Below are 16,744 nucleotides of genomic sequence, written 5' to 3' on the forward strand. Positions count from 1 at the left end.
CTCTTCGCCATGCTCCGTGACGGCACCCTCTACGCAGACCCGGCACCAAAGAACCTGCCCTCAGTCGCTTGACGAAAACCATAGAGGCACCCCCCTCGAGTGTAGGGATCATGCGGCTTCCGCCCACCGAGTGACGCAACGATGCCGAATTGCCCGCCGCAAAGCCGCACGAACGCGACAATCGACCGGGGAAAGGCGCACGAACGCGACACTCGACCGGGGCAAAACGCACGACGTCGACACTCGCGGAAACTACAACGCGCCTCAGCCCGCCAAGCAGCGCCGCACGCCGAAACCGCGCACTCGCACGCACCTCGCCACACCAGCGCACGTCACCTGGCCACCCCCTCGAGTGTAGGGATCACACGGCTTCCGCCCACCGAGTGACGCAACAATGCCGAATTGCCCGCCGCAGAACGGCACGAACGCGACAATCGACCGGGGAAAGCCGCACGACGTCGACACTCGAGCGCAAAAGAAACACTCACCTTCGACCCCGCAACCGGCGCGGAGTGATCAGTCAGCGATTAGGCAACGTCTTCGGAAGGCCCCTGGACGCCCGGCACAACTTCCTGCAGCTGCTCCAGGCTGATGGCGCCCAGACGAACCACGCGCAACGTTTCGGACGTGGCATCCACAATGGTGGACGGCACCCCGGACGCGCCGAGCTCCGGCCGGGGTCCGGCTTCAAGGTAGACCTCAACCGACTCAGCCAGCTGCTCGCGCGCCTGCTCGGCCGTCTGTGCTGCGGGGCTGCCGGTACGGTTCGCGGAGGAGACCGCCATCGGGCCGGTCAGAGCGAGCAGTTCAAGTGCAATGCTGTCATCAGGCACCCGCAGGGCCACGGTACCCAGGGTGTCGCCCAGGTCCCAGGTCAGGGACGGCTGGGAATGGAAGATCAGGGTCAGGCCACCGGGCCAGAAGGCCTCCGCCAGCTTCCGGGCTTCCTCGGAGACATCCACTGCCAGCCCGTCCATGGTCTGGATCCGGGGAATCAACACGGGCGGCGGCATGGACCGGCCCCGTCCCTTGGCTGCCAGCAGTGTGGCCACTGCCTGCGGCGAGAAGGCGTCGGCACCAATGCCGTAGACCGTGTCGGTGGGCAGGACCACGCACTGTTTGGCAGCAACAGCCTGCTGCGCTTTGGCCAGGCCTTCGCTGCGGTTCTGAGGATCAGTGCAGTCGTAAGTGGTAGTCACGGGCGTCTTTCATTCCTTCGTATCAGATGGTCAGGGGCTCAGGTGGTCCGGGGCTCAGGTTGGTCTGAGGGTCTCAGGTGTTCGACGACGTGCGCACCGCGGAGGTGGCGCGAGGGCGGCCGTTGAGGTCGGTATGTGTGGCCACATCGCGCCAGCAGGGCTCCGCCGACAGCAGCGCAGCAATCCGCGGGGCCTGCACCTCGGCGTGTTCCATCACGAAAAACCCGTGGGGCAACAGCAGCCGGGCGGCGGTGCGGGCGGCGGCCAGCGGCAGCTCCAGTCCGTCCTGACCTCCGCCGTACAGCGCCATGGCCGGATCATGCTCAGCGGCTTCGGGTTCGTTGGGGACGGCGTCGGCCGGAACGTACGGCGGGTTGGACACCACCACGTCAAAGGTGCCGTTGTGATCCGTCAGAGCGGTCCGCAGGTCACCGTGCAGCAGCTGCACGCCCAGCGGATCCAGGTTTTGCCGTGCCCAGGCCAGAGCCAGCGGACTCAGTTCGACGGCGTGCACCTCGGCTTCGGGAACCTCGGACGCCAGCGCGGCGGCAATGGCACCCGAGCCCGTGCCTAAGTCCACCGCCCTGACCGAGGACTTGCCGGCGGCAAGAACGGCGCGGGCGTGGTCAATGGCCAGCTGCGCCACCGTCTCGGTCTCAGGACGGGGCACGAAGACCCCGGGCCCCACCTTCAGCTCGAGATAGCGGAAGGACGCGGTGCCGGTCAGGTGCTGCAGCGGCACGCGGGAGGCACGCTCGGCCACGAGTTCCGCATACCCGACAGGAACCGGGGCGTCGGTGAAGGCCAGCGCCTTGACCCTGCCGCGGGATTCCCCCAGCAGATGGGCAGCCAGCAGCTCGGCGTCGACAGCCGGGCTGGGCACCCCGGCCGCGGCCAGAGTGGCGGCGGCTTCCCGCAGGGCCGCCGCCAGGGTGGTGGATTCCATCGGCAGGTTAGTTCTCGTCACCAATGGCGTCCAGGCGGGCCTGTTCATCCATTTCGATGGCGGCCTGCACCACTGCCTCGAGCTCACCGTTCAGCACGGTGTCCAGGTTGTAGGCCTTGTAGCCGGTGCGGTGATCCACGATCCGGTTTTCCGGATAGTTGTAGGTACGGATGCGCTCGGACCGGTCCATGGTACGGATCTGCGACTTGCGGATGTCCGAGTTCACGGCGTCGATCTCCGCCTGCTGGTGCGCCAGGATGCGGGAGCGCAGCACACGCATGGCCGCTTCACGGTTCTGCAGCTGGGACTTCTCGTTCTGCATGGCCACCACAATGCCCGTGGGAAGGTGGGTAATGCGCACAGCGGAGTCCGTGGTGTTCACGGACTGGCCGCCCGGACCGGAGGACCGGTAGACGTCAATCTTCAGGTCGTTCTGGCTGATTTCGACTTCTTCGGGCTCGTCCACTTCGGGGAGCACCAGGACGCCGGCGGCCGAGGTGTGGATCCGACCCTGGGACTCGGTCACGGGGACGCGCTGGACGCGGTGCACGCCGCCTTCGTACTTCAGACGGGCATAGACGCCTTCGGCCGGGTCGTTCGAGTTGCCCTTGATGGCCATCGAGACGTCCTTGTAGCCGCCCAGATCCGACTCCGTGGCGGAGATGATCTCGGTGCGCCAGCCGCGGTGCTCGGCGTAGCGGGTGTACATGCGCAGCAGGTCACCGGCAAAGAGCGCTGCTTCGTCGCCGCCCTCGCCACCCTTGACTTCAATGATGACGTCGCGCCCGTCGTTGGGATCACGCGGGATCAGCAGGCGGCGCAGGATTTCCTGAGCTTCATCCAGCTGCTGCTTCAGCACCGGAACCTCGGCGGCGAATTCAGGATCCTCCGCTGCCATTTCCGAAGCGGCGGCAAGATCGTCCTCGAGGGCGTGCCACTTGTTGTAGGCGTCCACGATGCGGCTGAGCTCGGCGTAGCGCCGCCCGAGCCGCCGGGCCAGGCCCTGATCCGCATGCACTGCGGGATCGGAAAGCCGCAGCTGCAGCTCTGCGTGCTCATCCAACAGACCCTGTATGGACTCAAACATGTTTTACGTTCCTCTTTCGACGGTAGGAGCCGGCCCAAACCGGACGGTTCCATGGCAATTTCACGGCGGAGATTTTTCGACTGCCCACCAGCAGTTTATCCGCGCCCGGCTTCCGGACGTGCGCCAGAGCATCCGGACCTGCGCGTTAACTGCCAAGCCGCCCAGACTCCGGACCGTCCGCGGAAGGCGGAGGCCGGAATATGAGCGGCTTGATAAGGCAGCTAGTTGTCCTTGGTGCCCAAGGTGGTCTGCTGGACCTGCATCAGGAACTCAACGTTGGACTGCGTCTCCCGGATCTTTCCGGTGAGCAGTTCCAGCGCCGACTGGGTGTCCAGACCGGACAGAACGCGGCGCAGCTTCCACATGATCTTGACCTCATCAGGGGAAAGCAGGTTCTCTTCGCGACGGGTGCCGGACGCGTTGACGTCCACGGCCGGGAAGATGCGCTTGTCCGCAAGATTGCGGGACAGGCGCAGTTCCATGTTGCCGGTGCCCTTGAATTCCTCGAAGATCACTTCGTCCATCTTGGAACCGGTTTCCACCAGGGCCGTGGCCAGGATGGTCAGCGAACCGCCGTTTTCGATGTTGCGGGCAGCACCGAAGAAACGCTTGGGCGGGTACAGAGCGGAGGAATCCACACCACCGGAAAGGATACGGCCCGACGCCGGAGCGGCCAGGTTGTAGGCACGTCCCAGGCGGGTCATGGAGTCCAGGAGGACGACGACGTCGTTCCCCATTTCCACAAGGCGCTTGGCCCGCTCGATGGCGAGTTCGGCAACCGTGGTGTGGTCATCGGCGGGGCGGTCGAAGGTGGAGGCAATGACCTCACCCTTCACCGTGCGCTGCATATCGGTGACTTCTTCAGGGCGCTCATCCACGAGGACCATCATGAGGTGGACCTCAGGATTGTTGATCGTGATGGCGTTGGCGATCGACTGCAGGATGAGCGTCTTGCCGGCCTTCGGCGGCGAGACAATCAGACCGCGCTGGCCCTTGCCGATCGGAGCCACCAGGTCAATGACACGCGGGCCGATCACCTTGGCGGACGTCTCCAGACGCAGGCGCTCGGAGGGGTACAGGGGAACCAGCTTGGAGAACTCCACGCGGTCCTTGTTGTCCTCAGCCGGCTTGCCGTTGACCGAAGTCAGACGGACCAGTGCGTTGAACTTCTGGCGCTGGTTTCCGCCCTGGTTCTCGCCTTCACGCGGTGCGCGGATGGCGCCGACGACGGCGTCGCCCTTGCGCAGGTTGTACTTCTTGACCTGAGCCAGAGATACGTACACGTCGTTCGGGCCCGGCAGGTAACCGGAGGTCCGGACAAACGCGTAGTTTTCGAGGACGTCCAGGATGCCGGCTACGGGCAGCAGGACGTCATCTTCGGTGACCTCGACGTCGTCGACATCCGGGTTCTGGCTCCGGTTGCGGCGGCGCTCGTTGCGGTCACGGAAACGGTCGTTCCGGTCGCTGCGGTCGTTGCGGTCATTCCGGTCGTTACGGTTGCGGTTGCGGCGGTTGCGCCCGCGGCCGTTCTCATCGTTGTCATCGCGGCTATCGGTGCGGTTATTGTCGCGATTGTTGTCGCGGCTGTCGCTGCGGTTGTTATCACGGTTATTGTCGCGCTCGCCCCGGTCGCCGCGGCTGTTGTTATCGCGGCTGTTGTTGTCGCGGCTGTTGTTATCGCGGCTGTTGTTATCGCGGCTGTCGCTGCGGTTATTCTCACGCTCGTTGCGGCTCTCGCGGTTGTTATCCCGGTCGCCGCGGTTGTTCTCGCGCTTGTTCTCACGGGAGTTCTCGCGGCTGCGATCCTCGGATGCGGAGCCGTTTGCCGAAGCGCCCGTTCCGTTCTCCGAAGCGTTCGACGGCGCGGCCTCAGCCTGTGCGTCCGGCTTGCTGTCGGCCCGGCCGTTCTCGGAGGTGCCGTCGCTGTCCGCACGGCGGCTGCGGGAGCGGCGGTTGGTGCGCTCGCGCTGGGGCTGTTCCTCCCGCGGAGTCTCCTCGCGCTGGCTGTCCTCGCGCGGCGCCTCGGCCTGTGCGGGCTCAGGAGCATTCCGAGCCGGTGCTTCGGCGGCGGGTGCAGTGACTACTCCGTCACTGGCGGCACGGCGGTTGCGGTTGCGGGTCCGCGCCGGACGCTCGGGAGCGGACTGCTCGGCGGCCGGGGCCTCGGCTGCTGCCGGAGCGGCGGCCTTGGCCACATCAGCCTGAACACCGTCGGTCTTGGCGCCGCGCACCGGGCGGTCGGCTACTGCGCCGCCGCGCTGGTGATTGGAGATGGCCGTTACAAGATCTCCCTTACGCATGCGGGATCCGCCGGTAATGCCCAGCTGTCCGGCAAGAGCCTGGAGCTGGGCAAGCTTGAGTCCGGCAAGTCCGGAGCTTTTTGAAGTCGCTTCGCCGTTGGTTCCGGCGGTAGCTGAGTCCACACCTGTTGTCAGGTCAGTGGTGTCTGTCACGAAGGATCCTTCCCCCTCGTCGGGCGGTCCGGCGCAGTGCCGGCCGCGGATGATTTGATCCTGCCCCTATGGTCAGACATGGGGGTCAGGGTTCGCCGCTTCCGGCAAGAGCCGGGCGACGGCGAATCTACTGGGTGCCTCTTGGAAAGAAATCCACAGGAGTCTGGTCAGCTTCGCTGCCGAACTTGCGGCATTCAAGGGAACTGACCATCTTCTTGGCAGTACCCGGAAGGCTGCACCGAGGATCTGAGCTTCCGCAGTTGAACAAGCGTTTCCAACACGGTGTTTGGACACTATGCCCAGACAGGGGTTTTCAACAAATTTTCAAGGGCGGTCCAGAAGCGGACGGCCTGCTTGCGGGAGCACAAAAGACGGTTAGTACCGCTGGTGCTCTTCCACTCTAGCACCATCTCGGTCCACACTCAGCCGCAAAACACGCCAGAATTCGGCAGATTCAGTGGCCTCCAGATGCTCGGATATCAGCTGCTCTGCCCGCTCTGCCTGAGCCGGCCCGTTGGCCAGGACCATCACGGTGGGGCCCGCTCCCGAGATGACGGCAGCGATCCCGTTGCCGCGCAGGTGCTGCATCAGAGCTGCGCTGGGCGCCATGGCCGGCGCGCGATACTCCTGGTGCAGGAAATCGACAGTTCCCGCCGGCAGCAGGGCCGGCTCGGAGGACAGCGCATGAATCAGCAGCGCCGCCCGCCCGGAGTTGGCTGCAGCGGCCGGATGCGGAACCTGGGAGGGAAGCAGCCCGCGGGCGCTTTCCGTGGACAGTTCAGTGGCGGGCACGGCGGCTACCGGAACAATGTCCGCGTGCACCGGCGTGGTGACGGAGCGGAACGTCCCCTCTTCTTCCCAGGAGATCGCCAGACCGCCGGCCAGCGCCGGAGCCACATTATCCGGATGGCCTTCGAGCCGGGAGCACACATCCAGCAGCGCGGCGGCATCCAGCCGGTTCTCCGCCGGCAGCAGGGCATTGCCCGCCAACACCCCGGATACGATGGCCGACGCCGAAGATCCCAGCCCGCGCCCGTGCGGAATGACATTCTCCGCGTCCAGGCGCAGCCCGGTCAGGGAGAACCCCGCGCTCTCCACCGTTTCCCGGATGGTCTTCACCACCAGATGGGTGTCATCGGTGGGCAGCGTGGCGGCCCCTTCTCCACTGATCTGAACCGTGGTGCCGGGCTCACCGGAAGTGCGCACCCGCACCGTGTCATACAGGCCAACGGCCAGGCCCAGGCTGTCAAAGCCCGGGCCCAGGTTGGCGCTGGTGGCCGGCACCCGGACGGTAATATCCTGGCCGGCGGCCACGGCTTCGGCAGCTCCTACTCCAGCTTCGGCTGCGGGGCGGGGCAGGGCAGCGGAATCGCTCACGTGCATGGTCGCTTAGCCCGCGGCCTGTGCTTCCAGGCCCAGCGCGGCGGCAACGGAGACGACGTCGAACTCCACCTTGGTGGGCTCCACATCGGAACCGTCCGCCGTGCGCAGGGCCCACTGCGGGTCCTTCAGTCCGTGGCCGGTGACCGTGATGACAATCTTCTTGCCCGTGGGGGCTTCTCCGGCGGCGTGCTTCTTGAGCAGCCCTGCCACACCAGCGGCGGAAGCCGGTTCCACAAAGACACCCTCGCGGGAGGACAGCCAGCGGTGCGCTTCGAGTATTTCCGTGTCGGTAACAGCTTCGATCAGTCCGCCGGATTCATCGCGGGCGGCGATGGCCTGGTCCCAGGAGGCGGGGTTGCCGATGCGGATCGCGGTGGCAATGGTGTCCGGATCAGTAACCGGATGCCCCAACACCAGCGGCGAGGCACCCTCAGCCTGGAAGCCCCACATCACGGGGGTCTTGGTGGCCACCGGGGCCAGCTCTTCGCCGGCGAGGTTGGTGTAGGGCGCGGAGTATTCCTTGTAGCCCTTCCAGTATGCGGTGATGTTTCCGGCATTGCCCACGGGCAGCAGGTGGAAGTCCGGGGCATCACCCAGGGCGTCAACCACTTCAAAGGCCGCCGTCTTCTGGCCCTCGATGCGGGCCGGGTTCACGGAGTTCACCAGGAACACCGGGTAGGCCTCGGCGAGCTTCCGGGCCACGTCCAGGCAATTGTCAAAGTTGCCGTTGACCTGCAGCAGTTCGGCGCCGTGGGCAATGGCCTGGCTGAGCTTGCCCATGGAGATCTTGCCGTCCGGAACCAGCACGGCACACGTGATGCCGGCCTGCGTGGCGTAGGCCGCAGCGGAGGCCGAGGTATTGCCGGTGGAAGCGCAGACCACGGCCTTGGCTCCGGACTCGACGGCGGCCGTCATGGCCATCGTCATGCCGCGGTCCTTGAAGGAACCGGTGGGGTTCATGCCTTCAACCTTGAGGTAGACCTCATTGCCGGTGAGTTCGGAGAGGGCTTTCGCCTTCACCAGCGGAGTGCCGCCCTCACCGAGGGTAATGACCTCGGTGCTGTCGGTAACGGGAAGACGATCGGCGTATTCGCGGATAACGCCGCGCCATTGATGAGCCACGGTATTAGACCCCTTCTACCCGCAGGACGGATGTGACTGAATTGATGACGTCCAGGCCCTTGATGGCCTCGACGGTGGCTGCCAGTGCAGCTTCGGACGCACGGTGTGTGACAAAGCGCAGTTCGGCGGACGTTATGGTGCCGTCGCTGTGGATGGTCTGGCGCATGGTCTCGATGGACACGCCGTGTTCGGCGAAGACCCGGGCCACGGCAGCAAGGACGCCGGGCTGGTCGGAGACCTTCAGCCCAATGCTGTAACTGGTGGTGACCTTGGCGAACGGCAGCGCCGGAACGGATCCGGTGGGAGTTTCTGCGCCAAGCGGCCCGCCCAGAACCAGCCGGCGGGCGGTGCTGACCACGTCGCCCATTACGGCTGAGGCGGTGGGCGCACCTCCGGCACCCTGGCCGTAGAACATCAGTTCGCCGGCGTTTTCCGCCTCCACGAATACCGCGTTGAAGGCGCCGTGTACGGCGGCCAGCGGGTGGGTGCGCGGCAGCAGCGTGGGGTGCACGCGCACGCTGACGCCGGGTTCGCCGTCGTTCTCCAGCTTTTCCGCAATGGCCAGCAGCTTGATGACAAATCCGGCGTCCTTCGCCGCGGCGATGTCATCGGCGGTGACCGCGGAGATGCCCTCGCAGGACACGTTTGCCAGGTCAAAGTTGGTGTGGAACGCCAGCGAGGCGAGGAGCGCGCCCTTGGCAGCTGCGTCGTGGCCTTCAACGTCTGCCGTGGGATCAGCTTCGGCGTAGCCCAGGCGCTGGGCTTCGGCCAGGGCGTCGGCAAACTGGGCGCCGGTGGTGTCCATGGCGTCCAGGATGTAGTTGGTGGTGCCGTTGACGATGCCCAGGACCCGGGTGATGCGGTCGCCGGAGAGGCTGTCCCGGATGGGGCGCAGGATGGGGATGGCTCCGGCCACTGCGGCTTCGTAGGCCAGCCGGACACCCGCGGCGTCCGCCTTTTCAAACAGGGCAGCGGCGTCGGCAGCGAGCAGCGCCTTGTTGCCGGTGACCACAGAGGCGCCGTGGCCAATCGCGTGCAGCATCAGCGTGCGTGCCGGTTCCATGCCGCCCATCAGCTCAATGACGATGTCCGCGTCCTCCACCAGCTTTTCGGCGTCGGTGGTAAACAGGTTGCGGGGCAGCTCCACATCACGCGGCGCGTCCGGATTGCGGACGGCAATCCCGGTCAGCTCCAGCCGGGCTCCGGTGCGCGAGGCCAGGTCTTCGGCGTCGTCAATGAGGATCCGGGCAACCTGGGAGCCAACGTTTCCGCACCCCAACAGGGCAACTTTGAGGGTCTTCATTGTGCGTGCCTACTCCTTGCGCGATTCGGGCGGACGTGAGCTTGACGCGTCAACGTCCCGGGCCAACAGGTCTTCTTCGGTTTCTCCGCGGATGATCAGCCGGGCGGTGCCGTTCAGCACGGCGACCACCGGCGGACGGGCAATGTAGTTGTAGTTGCTGGACAGCGCCCAGCAGTACGCACCCGTTCCGGGAACCGCCAGCAGATCACCGTCTCCGGTGTCCGCCGGGAGATAGACGTCCCGAACCACTATGTCCCCGCTCTCGCAGTGTTTGCCAACTACGCGTGACATAACGGCGTCATCTTGGGACGTCCGCGAGGCGAGCACGGCGGAATAATCCGCGTCGTAGAGCACCGGGCGGGCGTTGTCGCTCATCCCGCCGTCCACTGACACGTACCGGCGTTCGGCGGTGCCGCCGTCGGCCGTGTCCACTCGGACCGTCTTGACGGTGCCGGCGCGGTACAGGGTGAAGGTGGTGGGGCCAACAATGGCGCGGCCGGGCTCAATCGAGATCCGCGGCACGGCCAGTTCCAGCTCAGTGCAGGTGGAGCCGACGACGGCGGCCATCGCCTGCGCAATTTCTGCCGGCGGGCGCGGGGTGTCGGCTTCGGTGTACGCAATGCCGTAGCCGCCGCCCAGATCCAGCTCCGGCAGCTCGACGCCGTGTTCGGCTTTGATCTCCGCCAGGAAACCGAGCAGTCGTTTCGCGGCCAGCTCAAAGCCCTCGGGCTCAAAGATCTGCGAGCCAATGTGGCAGTGCAGGCCCAGCAGGGCGATGCCCTTGGCCTGCAGTGCTGCCGCCACGGCGGCGGCCGCCGGGGATACGCCGCCGGCAGCGGTATCCGGCGCCATGGAGAGGCCGAACTTCTGGTCCTCATGGGCGGTGGCAATGAATTCGTGCGTGTGCGCGTGCACCCCGGGGGTCAGGCGCAGCATCACGTTGGCCCGCTCGCCCCGGGACACCGCAAGGGCGTCCAGGCGGTGGAGTTCGGCCATGCTGTCCACCACAATCCGGCCCAAACCCATGTCCAGGGCCCGGGTCAGCTCGGCGTCGGATTTGTTGTTTCCGTGCAGGCCCAGATTGGCACCCGGGATGCCGGCGCGGCGGGCCACCGCCAGTTCGCCGCCGGAGCAGGTGTCCAGCCGCAGGCCCTCGGACGCGACCCAGCGGGCGATTTCGGTGCAGAGGAAGGCCTTGCCCGCATAGTAGACGTCCACTCCCCCGCACAGATCGGCAAAGGCAGCGTCGAAGGAGTCCTTGAAGTCCCGGGCGCGGGCCCGGAAGTCTGCTTCGGAGACCACAAACAGCGGTGTGCCGAAGTCGCCGGCCAGGGTGGACGCGGACACGCCGGCCACTTCCAGTTCACCGCTGGCATTGCGGCTCACGTCGCGGGCCCACATTTGCGGGCGCAGTGCATTGGCGTCCGCCGGGTGGCTGAGCCATTCGGGGGCGAGCGGGGAAACAGTCATCGATTACATCCGTTCCGGTGCGGAGACTCCCAGCAGGCCCAGGCCGTTGGCCAGGACCTGGCGGGCGGCAAGGTTCAGCCACAGGCGGGTGCGGTTCACGTCAGTGATCTCCTCGTCGCCCTGCGGGGCGATGCGGCACGCGTCGTACCAGCGGTGGTAGGTGCCGGCGATGACCTCCAGGTGGCGGGCCACCCGGTGCGGTTCGCGGAAGGCGCTGGCCTGCGCGACGACGCCGGGATACTGTCCCAGCGCGGCCAGCAGTTCGCCCTCGGTCGGGTGAGTCAGCAGCGAAGCGTCAAACGCGGAATCGTCCACGCCGGCGGCTTCGGCGTTGCGGGCCAGAGCATAGGTGCGGGCGTGGGCGTACTGGACGTAGAACACCGGGTTTTCGTTGCTGCGCTTGGTCAGCAGGTCCAGGTCAATGTCAATGTTGGAGTCGGCGGAGAAGCGGGCCAGCGTGTAGCGGGCGGCGTCCACGCCCACGGCGTCCACCAGGTCCTCCAGGGTCACCACGGTGCCGGCGCGCTTGGACATGCGCACGGGTTTGCCGTCCTTGACCAGGTTCACCATCTGGCCGATCAGCACCTCAACGCACTCCGGATCGTGTCCCAGGGCTGCGGCGGCAGCCTTGAGCCGGGCCACGTAGCCGTGGTGGTCGGCGCCGAGCATGTAGAAGTTCAGGTCAAAGCCGCGGTCGCGCTTGTTCTGGATGTAGGCAATGTCCCCGGCAATATAGGCGGCGTTGCCGTCGGACTTGATAACCACGCGGTCCTTGTCATCGCCGAATTCGGAGGAGTTCAGCCACCAGGCGCCGTCCTTTTCGTACAGGTTCTTGGAGCCCTTGAGCTGTTCCAGGAGTTTTTCCACCTGGCCGCCCTCGTGCAGCGAGTCTTCATGGAAGAAGACGTCAAAGTCCACGCCGAAGTTGTGCAGGGATTCCTTGATGTCACCGAACATCAGGTCCACGCCGACGGCGCGGAAACGTTCCTGGGCTTCGGCGTCGGGCAGGTCGGTGATGTTCGGCTCGACGGCCAGCACCCGGTTGGCGATGTCCTCGATGTAGGCACCGGCGTAGCCGTCCTCGGGGGCAGCTTCGCCCTTGGCAGAGGCCAGGAGAGAGCGGGCAAAGCGGTCAATCTGCGCGCCGTGGTCATTGAAGTAGTACTCGCGGGTGACTTCGGCGCCCTGGGATTCGAAGACGCGGGCCAGGGCATCGCCCACGGCGGCCCAGCGGGTTCCGCCGAGGTGAATCGGGCCGGTGGGGTTGGCGGAAACAAACTCGAGGTTGATCCGGGTTCCCGCCAGGATCTCGGAGGTCCCGTAGGACTCGCCGGCGTCCACGATGGTCTTGACCAGCTCGCCGGCGGCACCGGCGGCCAGGGTGATGTTCAGGAAGCCGGGACCGGCGATGTCCACCTTGGCGACGCCGTTGATCTTCTCGAGGCGTCCCTTGAGGATTTCCGCGAACTGACGCGGGTTCATTCCGGCCTGCTTGGACAGCTGCAGCGCAATGTTGGTGGCCCAGTCGCCGTGGTCGCGGTTCTTCGGCCGCTCCACGCGCACCTCCCGGGGCACGTCGATGCTGAAGTCACCGGCATCGATGGCGTCTTGGAGGCAGGCAGTTACGGCGGAGGAAAGTTCTTCAGGAGTCACCGGTTAAGCATAGCCTCCGGGCAGCCGCCGTTCCGCGAACTGTGACGCCGCCCGTGGAGCCGCCCGGGCAGCCTCGGGGGCCGCCCCGTGGGCAAAACAACACCCTGAGCACAGGCGCGGCACATCCGGATACGTTGTAATAGATACGGATCCCCACCCCAGGAGAGAAATTGACCCCCGCACGCAAGACCCTGCTGTTCACCGCCGCTTCGTTGACGCTGGCCTCCACCGCCTGTGCGCCGGCGGCCGACGACGGTGCCTCCGCCGCTGATACTTCTCCTGCCGCGCAGTCCACTGCAGGAACGCCGGCACCGGCCGGCACCTACGGCGACGGCGAGTACTCCGCTGCCGGCAGCTACATTCCTCCGTCCAACCAGACGGAGGAAGTGGACGTGACACTGACGCTGGCAGACGGTGTGGTCACGGCCCTGGAGGTCAATACCTCGGGCAACAACCCCACCTCCAAGCAGTATCAGCGCGAATTCACCTCCGGTATCCAGGAACAGGTGGTGGGCAAGAATATTGACGAGCTGGATGTACACAAGGTGGCCGGCTCGTCCCTGACCAGCTCCGGCTTCAACAAGGCCCTGGACGCCATCCGGACCGAAGCCGCGAGCTGACCGGCCTTCCATGCCGGACCTCAGATTTGAAGCCATCGGCACGGCCTGGACCGTAAGCACCGCGGTGCCGGTGACCGAGCCGGTGCGCGCAGCCGTTCTGGAGTTGGTTGAGGCGTATGACCTCACCTACTCGCGTTTCCGGCCGGATTCGGTCATTGCGCCGCTGGCCAAGGCGCCCGGCACCGTAGAGCTGCCGCCCTCCGCTGCTCCCCTGCTCCGCCTCTTCGACGCTCTGAACCGTCTTACCGGCGGAGCCGTGAATCCCCTGGTAGGGCATTCCCTGGAGCATCTGGGTTATGACGCGGCGTACTCGTTTGCCTCCGCCGGCCCGTCCCCGGCACCGACGTGGCCGGCCGCCGCGGCCTGGCAGGCGGATACCGACCGAACCCTGCTGAGCACGTCCGTACCGGTAACCTTCGACATTGGTGCCGCAGGAAAGGGTCAGCTCGTTGACCTGGTTTTTGCGCTGCTGCACGCTGCCGGACACGAGGAGCTGACCGTAGACGCCGGTTCCGACCTGCGGCAGGCCGGCTCCGGCGCCCTGCGGATAGCGCTGGAGCACCCGTATGACACCACGCGTGCCATCGGTGTTCTGCCGCTGCAAAACCGTGCCCTGTGCGCCTCGGCTGCCAACCGCCGGTGCTGGGGTGAGGGCCTGCACCATATCCTCGATGCGTCCACCGGGCGCCCGGTGGACGCGGTGGCAGCCACCTGGGTCCTGGCCGATGACGCCATGACCGCCGACGGGCTGGCCACTGCCCTGTTTTTCACCGACCCCGGCACGCTCGCCGAAGACTTCGCGTTTGACTATGTGCGGATGTTCTCGGACGGGCGGGCCACCTACTCAGATGCCATGGCTGGAGTCCTGTTTTCATGAGCCTTTCCCTGTCCGCCACCTCCCGCCGGCTGGATGCGTTCGCCGGCCGTTGGACGATGTACCGGCTGACCGTCTTCCTGCTGCTGGCCATGACGGCATGGTCTTTTGTGCTGTCCTTTACCGGGCAGCTGTTCTACACCCCGGCAGAGCTCGCCGCCACCGCCGCCACCGCCGTCGTCTCCGCACTGGTGGCCAGCAGGGTGATGGGACTGCTGTTCCGCACGCGCCCGCAGACCGATTCCTCGCTGATCACCGGCCTGCTGCTGTATTTCCTGTTCTGGCCCACCACCGAGGGTTCGCAGCTACTGACGGTGGCGCTGGCGGCAGGTGCCGCCACGGCCTCCAAGTACCTGCTGGTCTGGCGCGGACGGCATATCTTCAATCCGGCGGCCTTCGGCGCCGCGGCACTGGCCCTCACCGGACTGAACAGCGCCGTGTGGTGGGTGGCCGCACCGCTGATGCTGGTGGTGGTCCTGCCCGCGGCCGCGCTGATCCTCTACCGAAACCGGCTACTGCCCATGGCTTCGGTGTTCCTGCTGGCCTCGGGCATTATCATCGTGACGCGGTTCCTGACCGGCGGCGAGTCGCCCGTTACGGCGTTGGCCACCCTGTTCGGCTCCTACCCGGTGCTGTTCTTTGCAGGGTTCATGCTGTCCGAGCCGCTGACCCTGCCGCCGCGCCGGAACCAGCGGCTGCTGGAGGCCGCCGTCGTCGGCATCCTGTTCGCCGTGCCGCTGAACCTGGGACCGGTTTATATGTCCCCGGAGCTGGCGCTGCTCATCGGCAACCTGCTGGCCTTTGCCTTGGCACCGCGCGCCGCCATCCGTCTGCGGCTGCGGGAAAACCGGGCCCTCACGCCCACGGCGCGGGAACTGGTGTTTGAACCGCTGCACCCGCTGCGGTTCCGGCCCGGACAGTACGTGGAGCTGAGCCTGCCCCACTCCACCCCGGATTCGCGCGGCACCCGACGGATCTTTAGCCTCACCACGGCACCCGAAAACCCGGAAACCGTAGCCGTGGGGCTGCGTGCCACCGAACCGGTCAGCTCCTTCAAATCTGCCCTGCTGAAGCTGAAGCCCGGCGCCATCATCTCCGGGACCACCGCGGCCGGAGATTTCCTGCTCCCCCGCAATCCGGGCGTTCCGCTGCTGCTGGTCGCCTCCGGCGTGGGCATTACACCGTTTATGAGCCAGCTGCGTTCCCTCGCTGCCGGGGGAAACCTGCACACAAGTGCCGGCGGAAGCCCTGCCGGCACACCCGCACGCGACGTCGTCCTGGTCTACGCGGCATCCTCGGTGGATGAGCTGGCCTACGCCGCAGAGCTGCACGGAAGGGGCATCCGGGTCCTGGTGTGCACACCCACTGATCCTCAGATCAGCGGATGGACCTGGCTGGGACCGGGCCTGCCCGATGCCCAGGCACTTGCCCGCGAGGTACCGGACGTGGCCCGGCGTGCAGCGTATGTCTCCGGATCACCTTCCGCCGTGGCTGCGGCCCGCACCGCTGTCCGCGGAGCCGGCGGCCGCTCCATCCGGACGGATGCCTTTCTGGGCTACTGATTCAGGGGACGTTTTCACACGGCGCGCCGGACCTGCTAAGCTTCTTGAGTCCCACAGGAGCCGCCGGTTACCGGCGTCCTTGCCCTCGTAGCTCAGGGGATAGAGCGGTTGCCTCCGGAGCAACAGGCCGTAGGTTCGAATCCTATCGAGGGCACTTTGAGACAAGGAAGAACCCCGCACCTGGTGCGGGGTTCTTCTGCTTTTTGCGGTTTCATGACTTTTCAGGTTCTTCACACTGACGCCACAATTGCGCCCTCCGCCGGAATCGAGTTCTCCCGCACTGCAAAATGGTGTCCCCGCGCAGGCTTCTCGAGAAATCGGCTGATACTCAGCGGCAGGCCCCGGGCGGTCCACGGGTCAGCATTGTCCATGGCCTGCAGGTGCACGTGTGGCTGTGTGGAGTTTCCCGAATTGCCGCAGGATCCGATCCGCTCGCCCTGCGTAATGCCCTGGCCAACGGCAACAGTGATTGACCCGGACTGCAGATGCATGACGCCCACCACGCAAGCGCCTCCGGCCGGGGCAATAAGGACATGGTTTCCGGCAATGGCGCCGATCCCGCGGCGCAGGCGGGCGCCCTGCCCCAGCAGGTAGGGCACCAGTGCCAGCTGCGATCGACGCGCTTCATGATCAGCCTCGCCGTCGTGAACGGCCACCACCTCCCCGCTGACGGGGGCCAGGACCGGACGGCCGTAGGCAAAGAAAAGATCGGCAGGCTCAGTGGCAAAGGAGCTTCGCCAGCTGACGCCGGGAGCCGAGGCGCCGTCATCGTCCACCCCCACAAAATCGATGGCGTACGTGGTAGCGAGCAGGTGCGTACCGTGGCTGGGAACACGTCTGCGCGGACTGTTCTCCACCCTCCAGGTTCCGGTAAACGGAAGCGAAACCTGAACTGTCTGAAGGTTATGGTCCATGATTCTTCCCCCTGTGGTGATTTTTCTCCATTCTGGGTTATTTGTTGAGCGCGGCATAGACACGGCTTTCCTCGGCCCCTGCCCCTGACGCGCGCCCTGTCGTAGCCTGATATTCACGGCAGACAACGGGAGTTCTCATGGGCAAATAGCCGTCAGCA

The 16,744-nt window shown here is 66.0% G+C and carries 12 protein-coding genes, 1 tRNA gene and 1 pseudogene; 4 read left to right on the forward strand and 10 right to left on the reverse strand.

Features of this window, described 5'->3' with window-relative positions; translation table 11 throughout:
• Positions 1-539: 539 nt before the first annotated feature.
• From ABIB35_RS13130 to argS, 9 genes and pseudogenes are all read right to left on the reverse strand, one after another.
• Positions 540-1,199, reverse strand: a pseudogene (locus ABIB35_RS13130) (L-threonylcarbamoyladenylate synthase); the annotation flags it as partial.
• Positions 1,200-1,272: 73 nt separating this feature from the next.
• Positions 1,273-2,145, reverse strand: a complete 873-nt coding sequence (gene prmC / locus ABIB35_RS13135; RefSeq protein WP_354182056.1) for a peptide chain release factor N(5)-glutamine methyltransferase — start codon at positions 2,143-2,145, stop codon at positions 1,273-1,275.
• 7 nt (positions 2,146-2,152) lie between these two features.
• The gene (gene prfA / locus ABIB35_RS13140; RefSeq protein ID WP_354182058.1) at positions 2,153-3,232 is read right to left on the reverse strand and encodes a peptide chain release factor 1; all 1,080 of its coding nucleotides are present in this window, start codon (positions 3,230-3,232) and stop codon (positions 2,153-2,155) included.
• Positions 3,233-3,453: 221 nt separating this feature from the next.
• On the reverse strand, positions 3,454-5,685 hold the full coding sequence (gene rho, locus ABIB35_RS13145; protein WP_354182060.1) for a transcription termination factor Rho: 2,232 nt from the start codon (positions 5,683-5,685) through the stop codon (positions 3,454-3,456).
• Positions 5,686-6,060: 375 nt separating this feature from the next.
• Positions 6,061-7,062: a homoserine kinase gene (thrB, locus tag ABIB35_RS13150; protein WP_502915789.1), complete on the reverse strand. Its 1,002-nt coding sequence runs from the start codon at positions 7,060-7,062 to the stop codon at positions 6,061-6,063.
• A gap of 12 nt (positions 7,063-7,074) precedes the next feature.
• Positions 7,075-8,190: a threonine synthase gene (thrC, locus tag ABIB35_RS13155; RefSeq protein ID WP_354182062.1), complete on the reverse strand. Its 1,116-nt coding sequence runs from the start codon at positions 8,188-8,190 to the stop codon at positions 7,075-7,077.
• A 4-nt stretch (positions 8,191-8,194) separates the two neighbouring features.
• Positions 8,195-9,493, reverse strand: coding sequence for a homoserine dehydrogenase (locus ABIB35_RS13160; RefSeq protein ID WP_354182064.1), 1,299 nt, complete (start codon positions 9,491-9,493; stop codon positions 8,195-8,197).
• A 9-nt stretch (positions 9,494-9,502) separates the two neighbouring features.
• Positions 9,503-10,963, reverse strand: a complete 1,461-nt coding sequence (gene lysA, locus ABIB35_RS13165) for a diaminopimelate decarboxylase (RefSeq protein WP_354182066.1) — start codon at positions 10,961-10,963, stop codon at positions 9,503-9,505.
• Between the two features lie 3 nt (positions 10,964-10,966).
• Positions 10,967-12,616 carry an arginine--tRNA ligase gene (gene argS / locus ABIB35_RS13170; protein WP_354182068.1) on the reverse strand — a complete coding sequence of 550 codons (1,650 nt, stop codon included), beginning with the start codon at positions 12,614-12,616 and terminating at the stop codon, positions 10,967-10,969.
• A gap of 170 nt (positions 12,617-12,786) precedes the next feature.
• Between argS and ABIB35_RS13175 the strand changes: the two genes are divergently transcribed.
• The 4 genes from ABIB35_RS13175 (at position 12,787) to ABIB35_RS13190 (ending at position 15,826) form a co-directional block, all read left to right on the forward strand.
• Positions 12,787-13,236, forward strand: coding sequence for a hypothetical protein (locus ABIB35_RS13175; protein ID WP_354182070.1), 450 nt, complete (start codon positions 12,787-12,789; stop codon positions 13,234-13,236).
• A 10-nt stretch (positions 13,237-13,246) separates the two neighbouring features.
• Positions 13,247-14,113 carry an FAD:protein FMN transferase gene (locus ABIB35_RS13180; RefSeq protein WP_354182072.1) on the forward strand — a complete coding sequence of 289 codons (867 nt, stop codon included), beginning with the start codon at positions 13,247-13,249 and terminating at the stop codon, positions 14,111-14,113.
• Positions 14,110-15,672 (forward strand): ferredoxin--NADP reductase, encoded by a 1,563-nt coding sequence (locus tag ABIB35_RS13185; protein WP_354182074.1) that lies wholly within the window; start codon positions 14,110-14,112, stop codon positions 15,670-15,672. Before ABIB35_RS13180 ends, ABIB35_RS13185 begins: the two co-directional genes overlap by 4 nt.
• A gap of 81 nt (positions 15,673-15,753) precedes the next feature.
• A tRNA-Arg gene (locus tag ABIB35_RS13190) sits at positions 15,754-15,826 on the forward strand.
• Positions 15,827-15,902: 76 nt separating this feature from the next.
• Here ABIB35_RS13190 and ABIB35_RS13195 read toward each other — a convergent pair.
• A complete protein-coding gene (locus ABIB35_RS13195) occupies positions 15,903-16,586 on the reverse strand; it encodes a M23 family metallopeptidase (RefSeq protein WP_354182076.1) in 684 nt (227 codons plus the stop codon).
• Positions 16,587-16,744: the final 158 nt, after the last annotated feature.

This window comes from Arthrobacter sp. UYP6 (assembly GCF_040547315.1).
Classification (GTDB): domain Bacteria; phylum Actinomycetota; class Actinomycetes; order Actinomycetales; family Micrococcaceae; genus Arthrobacter_B.

Bases quoted from the DNA above. Each gene is read 5' to 3' on its own strand.
- prmC (WP_354182056.1), bottom strand. From the start codon at position 2,145: ATGGAATCCACCACCCTGGCGGCGGCCCTGCGGGAAGCCGCCGCCACT.
- prfA (WP_354182058.1), bottom strand. From the start codon at position 3,232: ATGTTTGAGTCCATACAGGGTCTGTTGGATGAGCACGCAGAGCTGCAG.
- ABIB35_RS13160 (WP_354182064.1), bottom strand. From the start codon at position 9,493: ATGAAGACCCTCAAAGTTGCCCTGTTGGGGTGCGGAAACGTTGGCTCC.
- lysA (WP_354182066.1), bottom strand. From the start codon at position 10,963: ATGACTGTTTCCCCGCTCGCCCCCGAATGGCTCAGCCACCCGGCGGAC.
- ABIB35_RS13180 (WP_354182072.1), top strand. From the start codon at position 13,247: ATGCCGGACCTCAGATTTGAAGCCATCGGCACGGCCTGGACCGTAAGC.
- ABIB35_RS13185 (WP_354182074.1), top strand. From the start codon at position 14,110: ATGAGCCTTTCCCTGTCCGCCACCTCCCGCCGGCTGGATGCGTTCGCC.
- ABIB35_RS13195 (WP_354182076.1), bottom strand. From the start codon at position 16,586: ATGGACCATAACCTTCAGACAGTTCAGGTTTCGCTTCCGTTTACCGGA.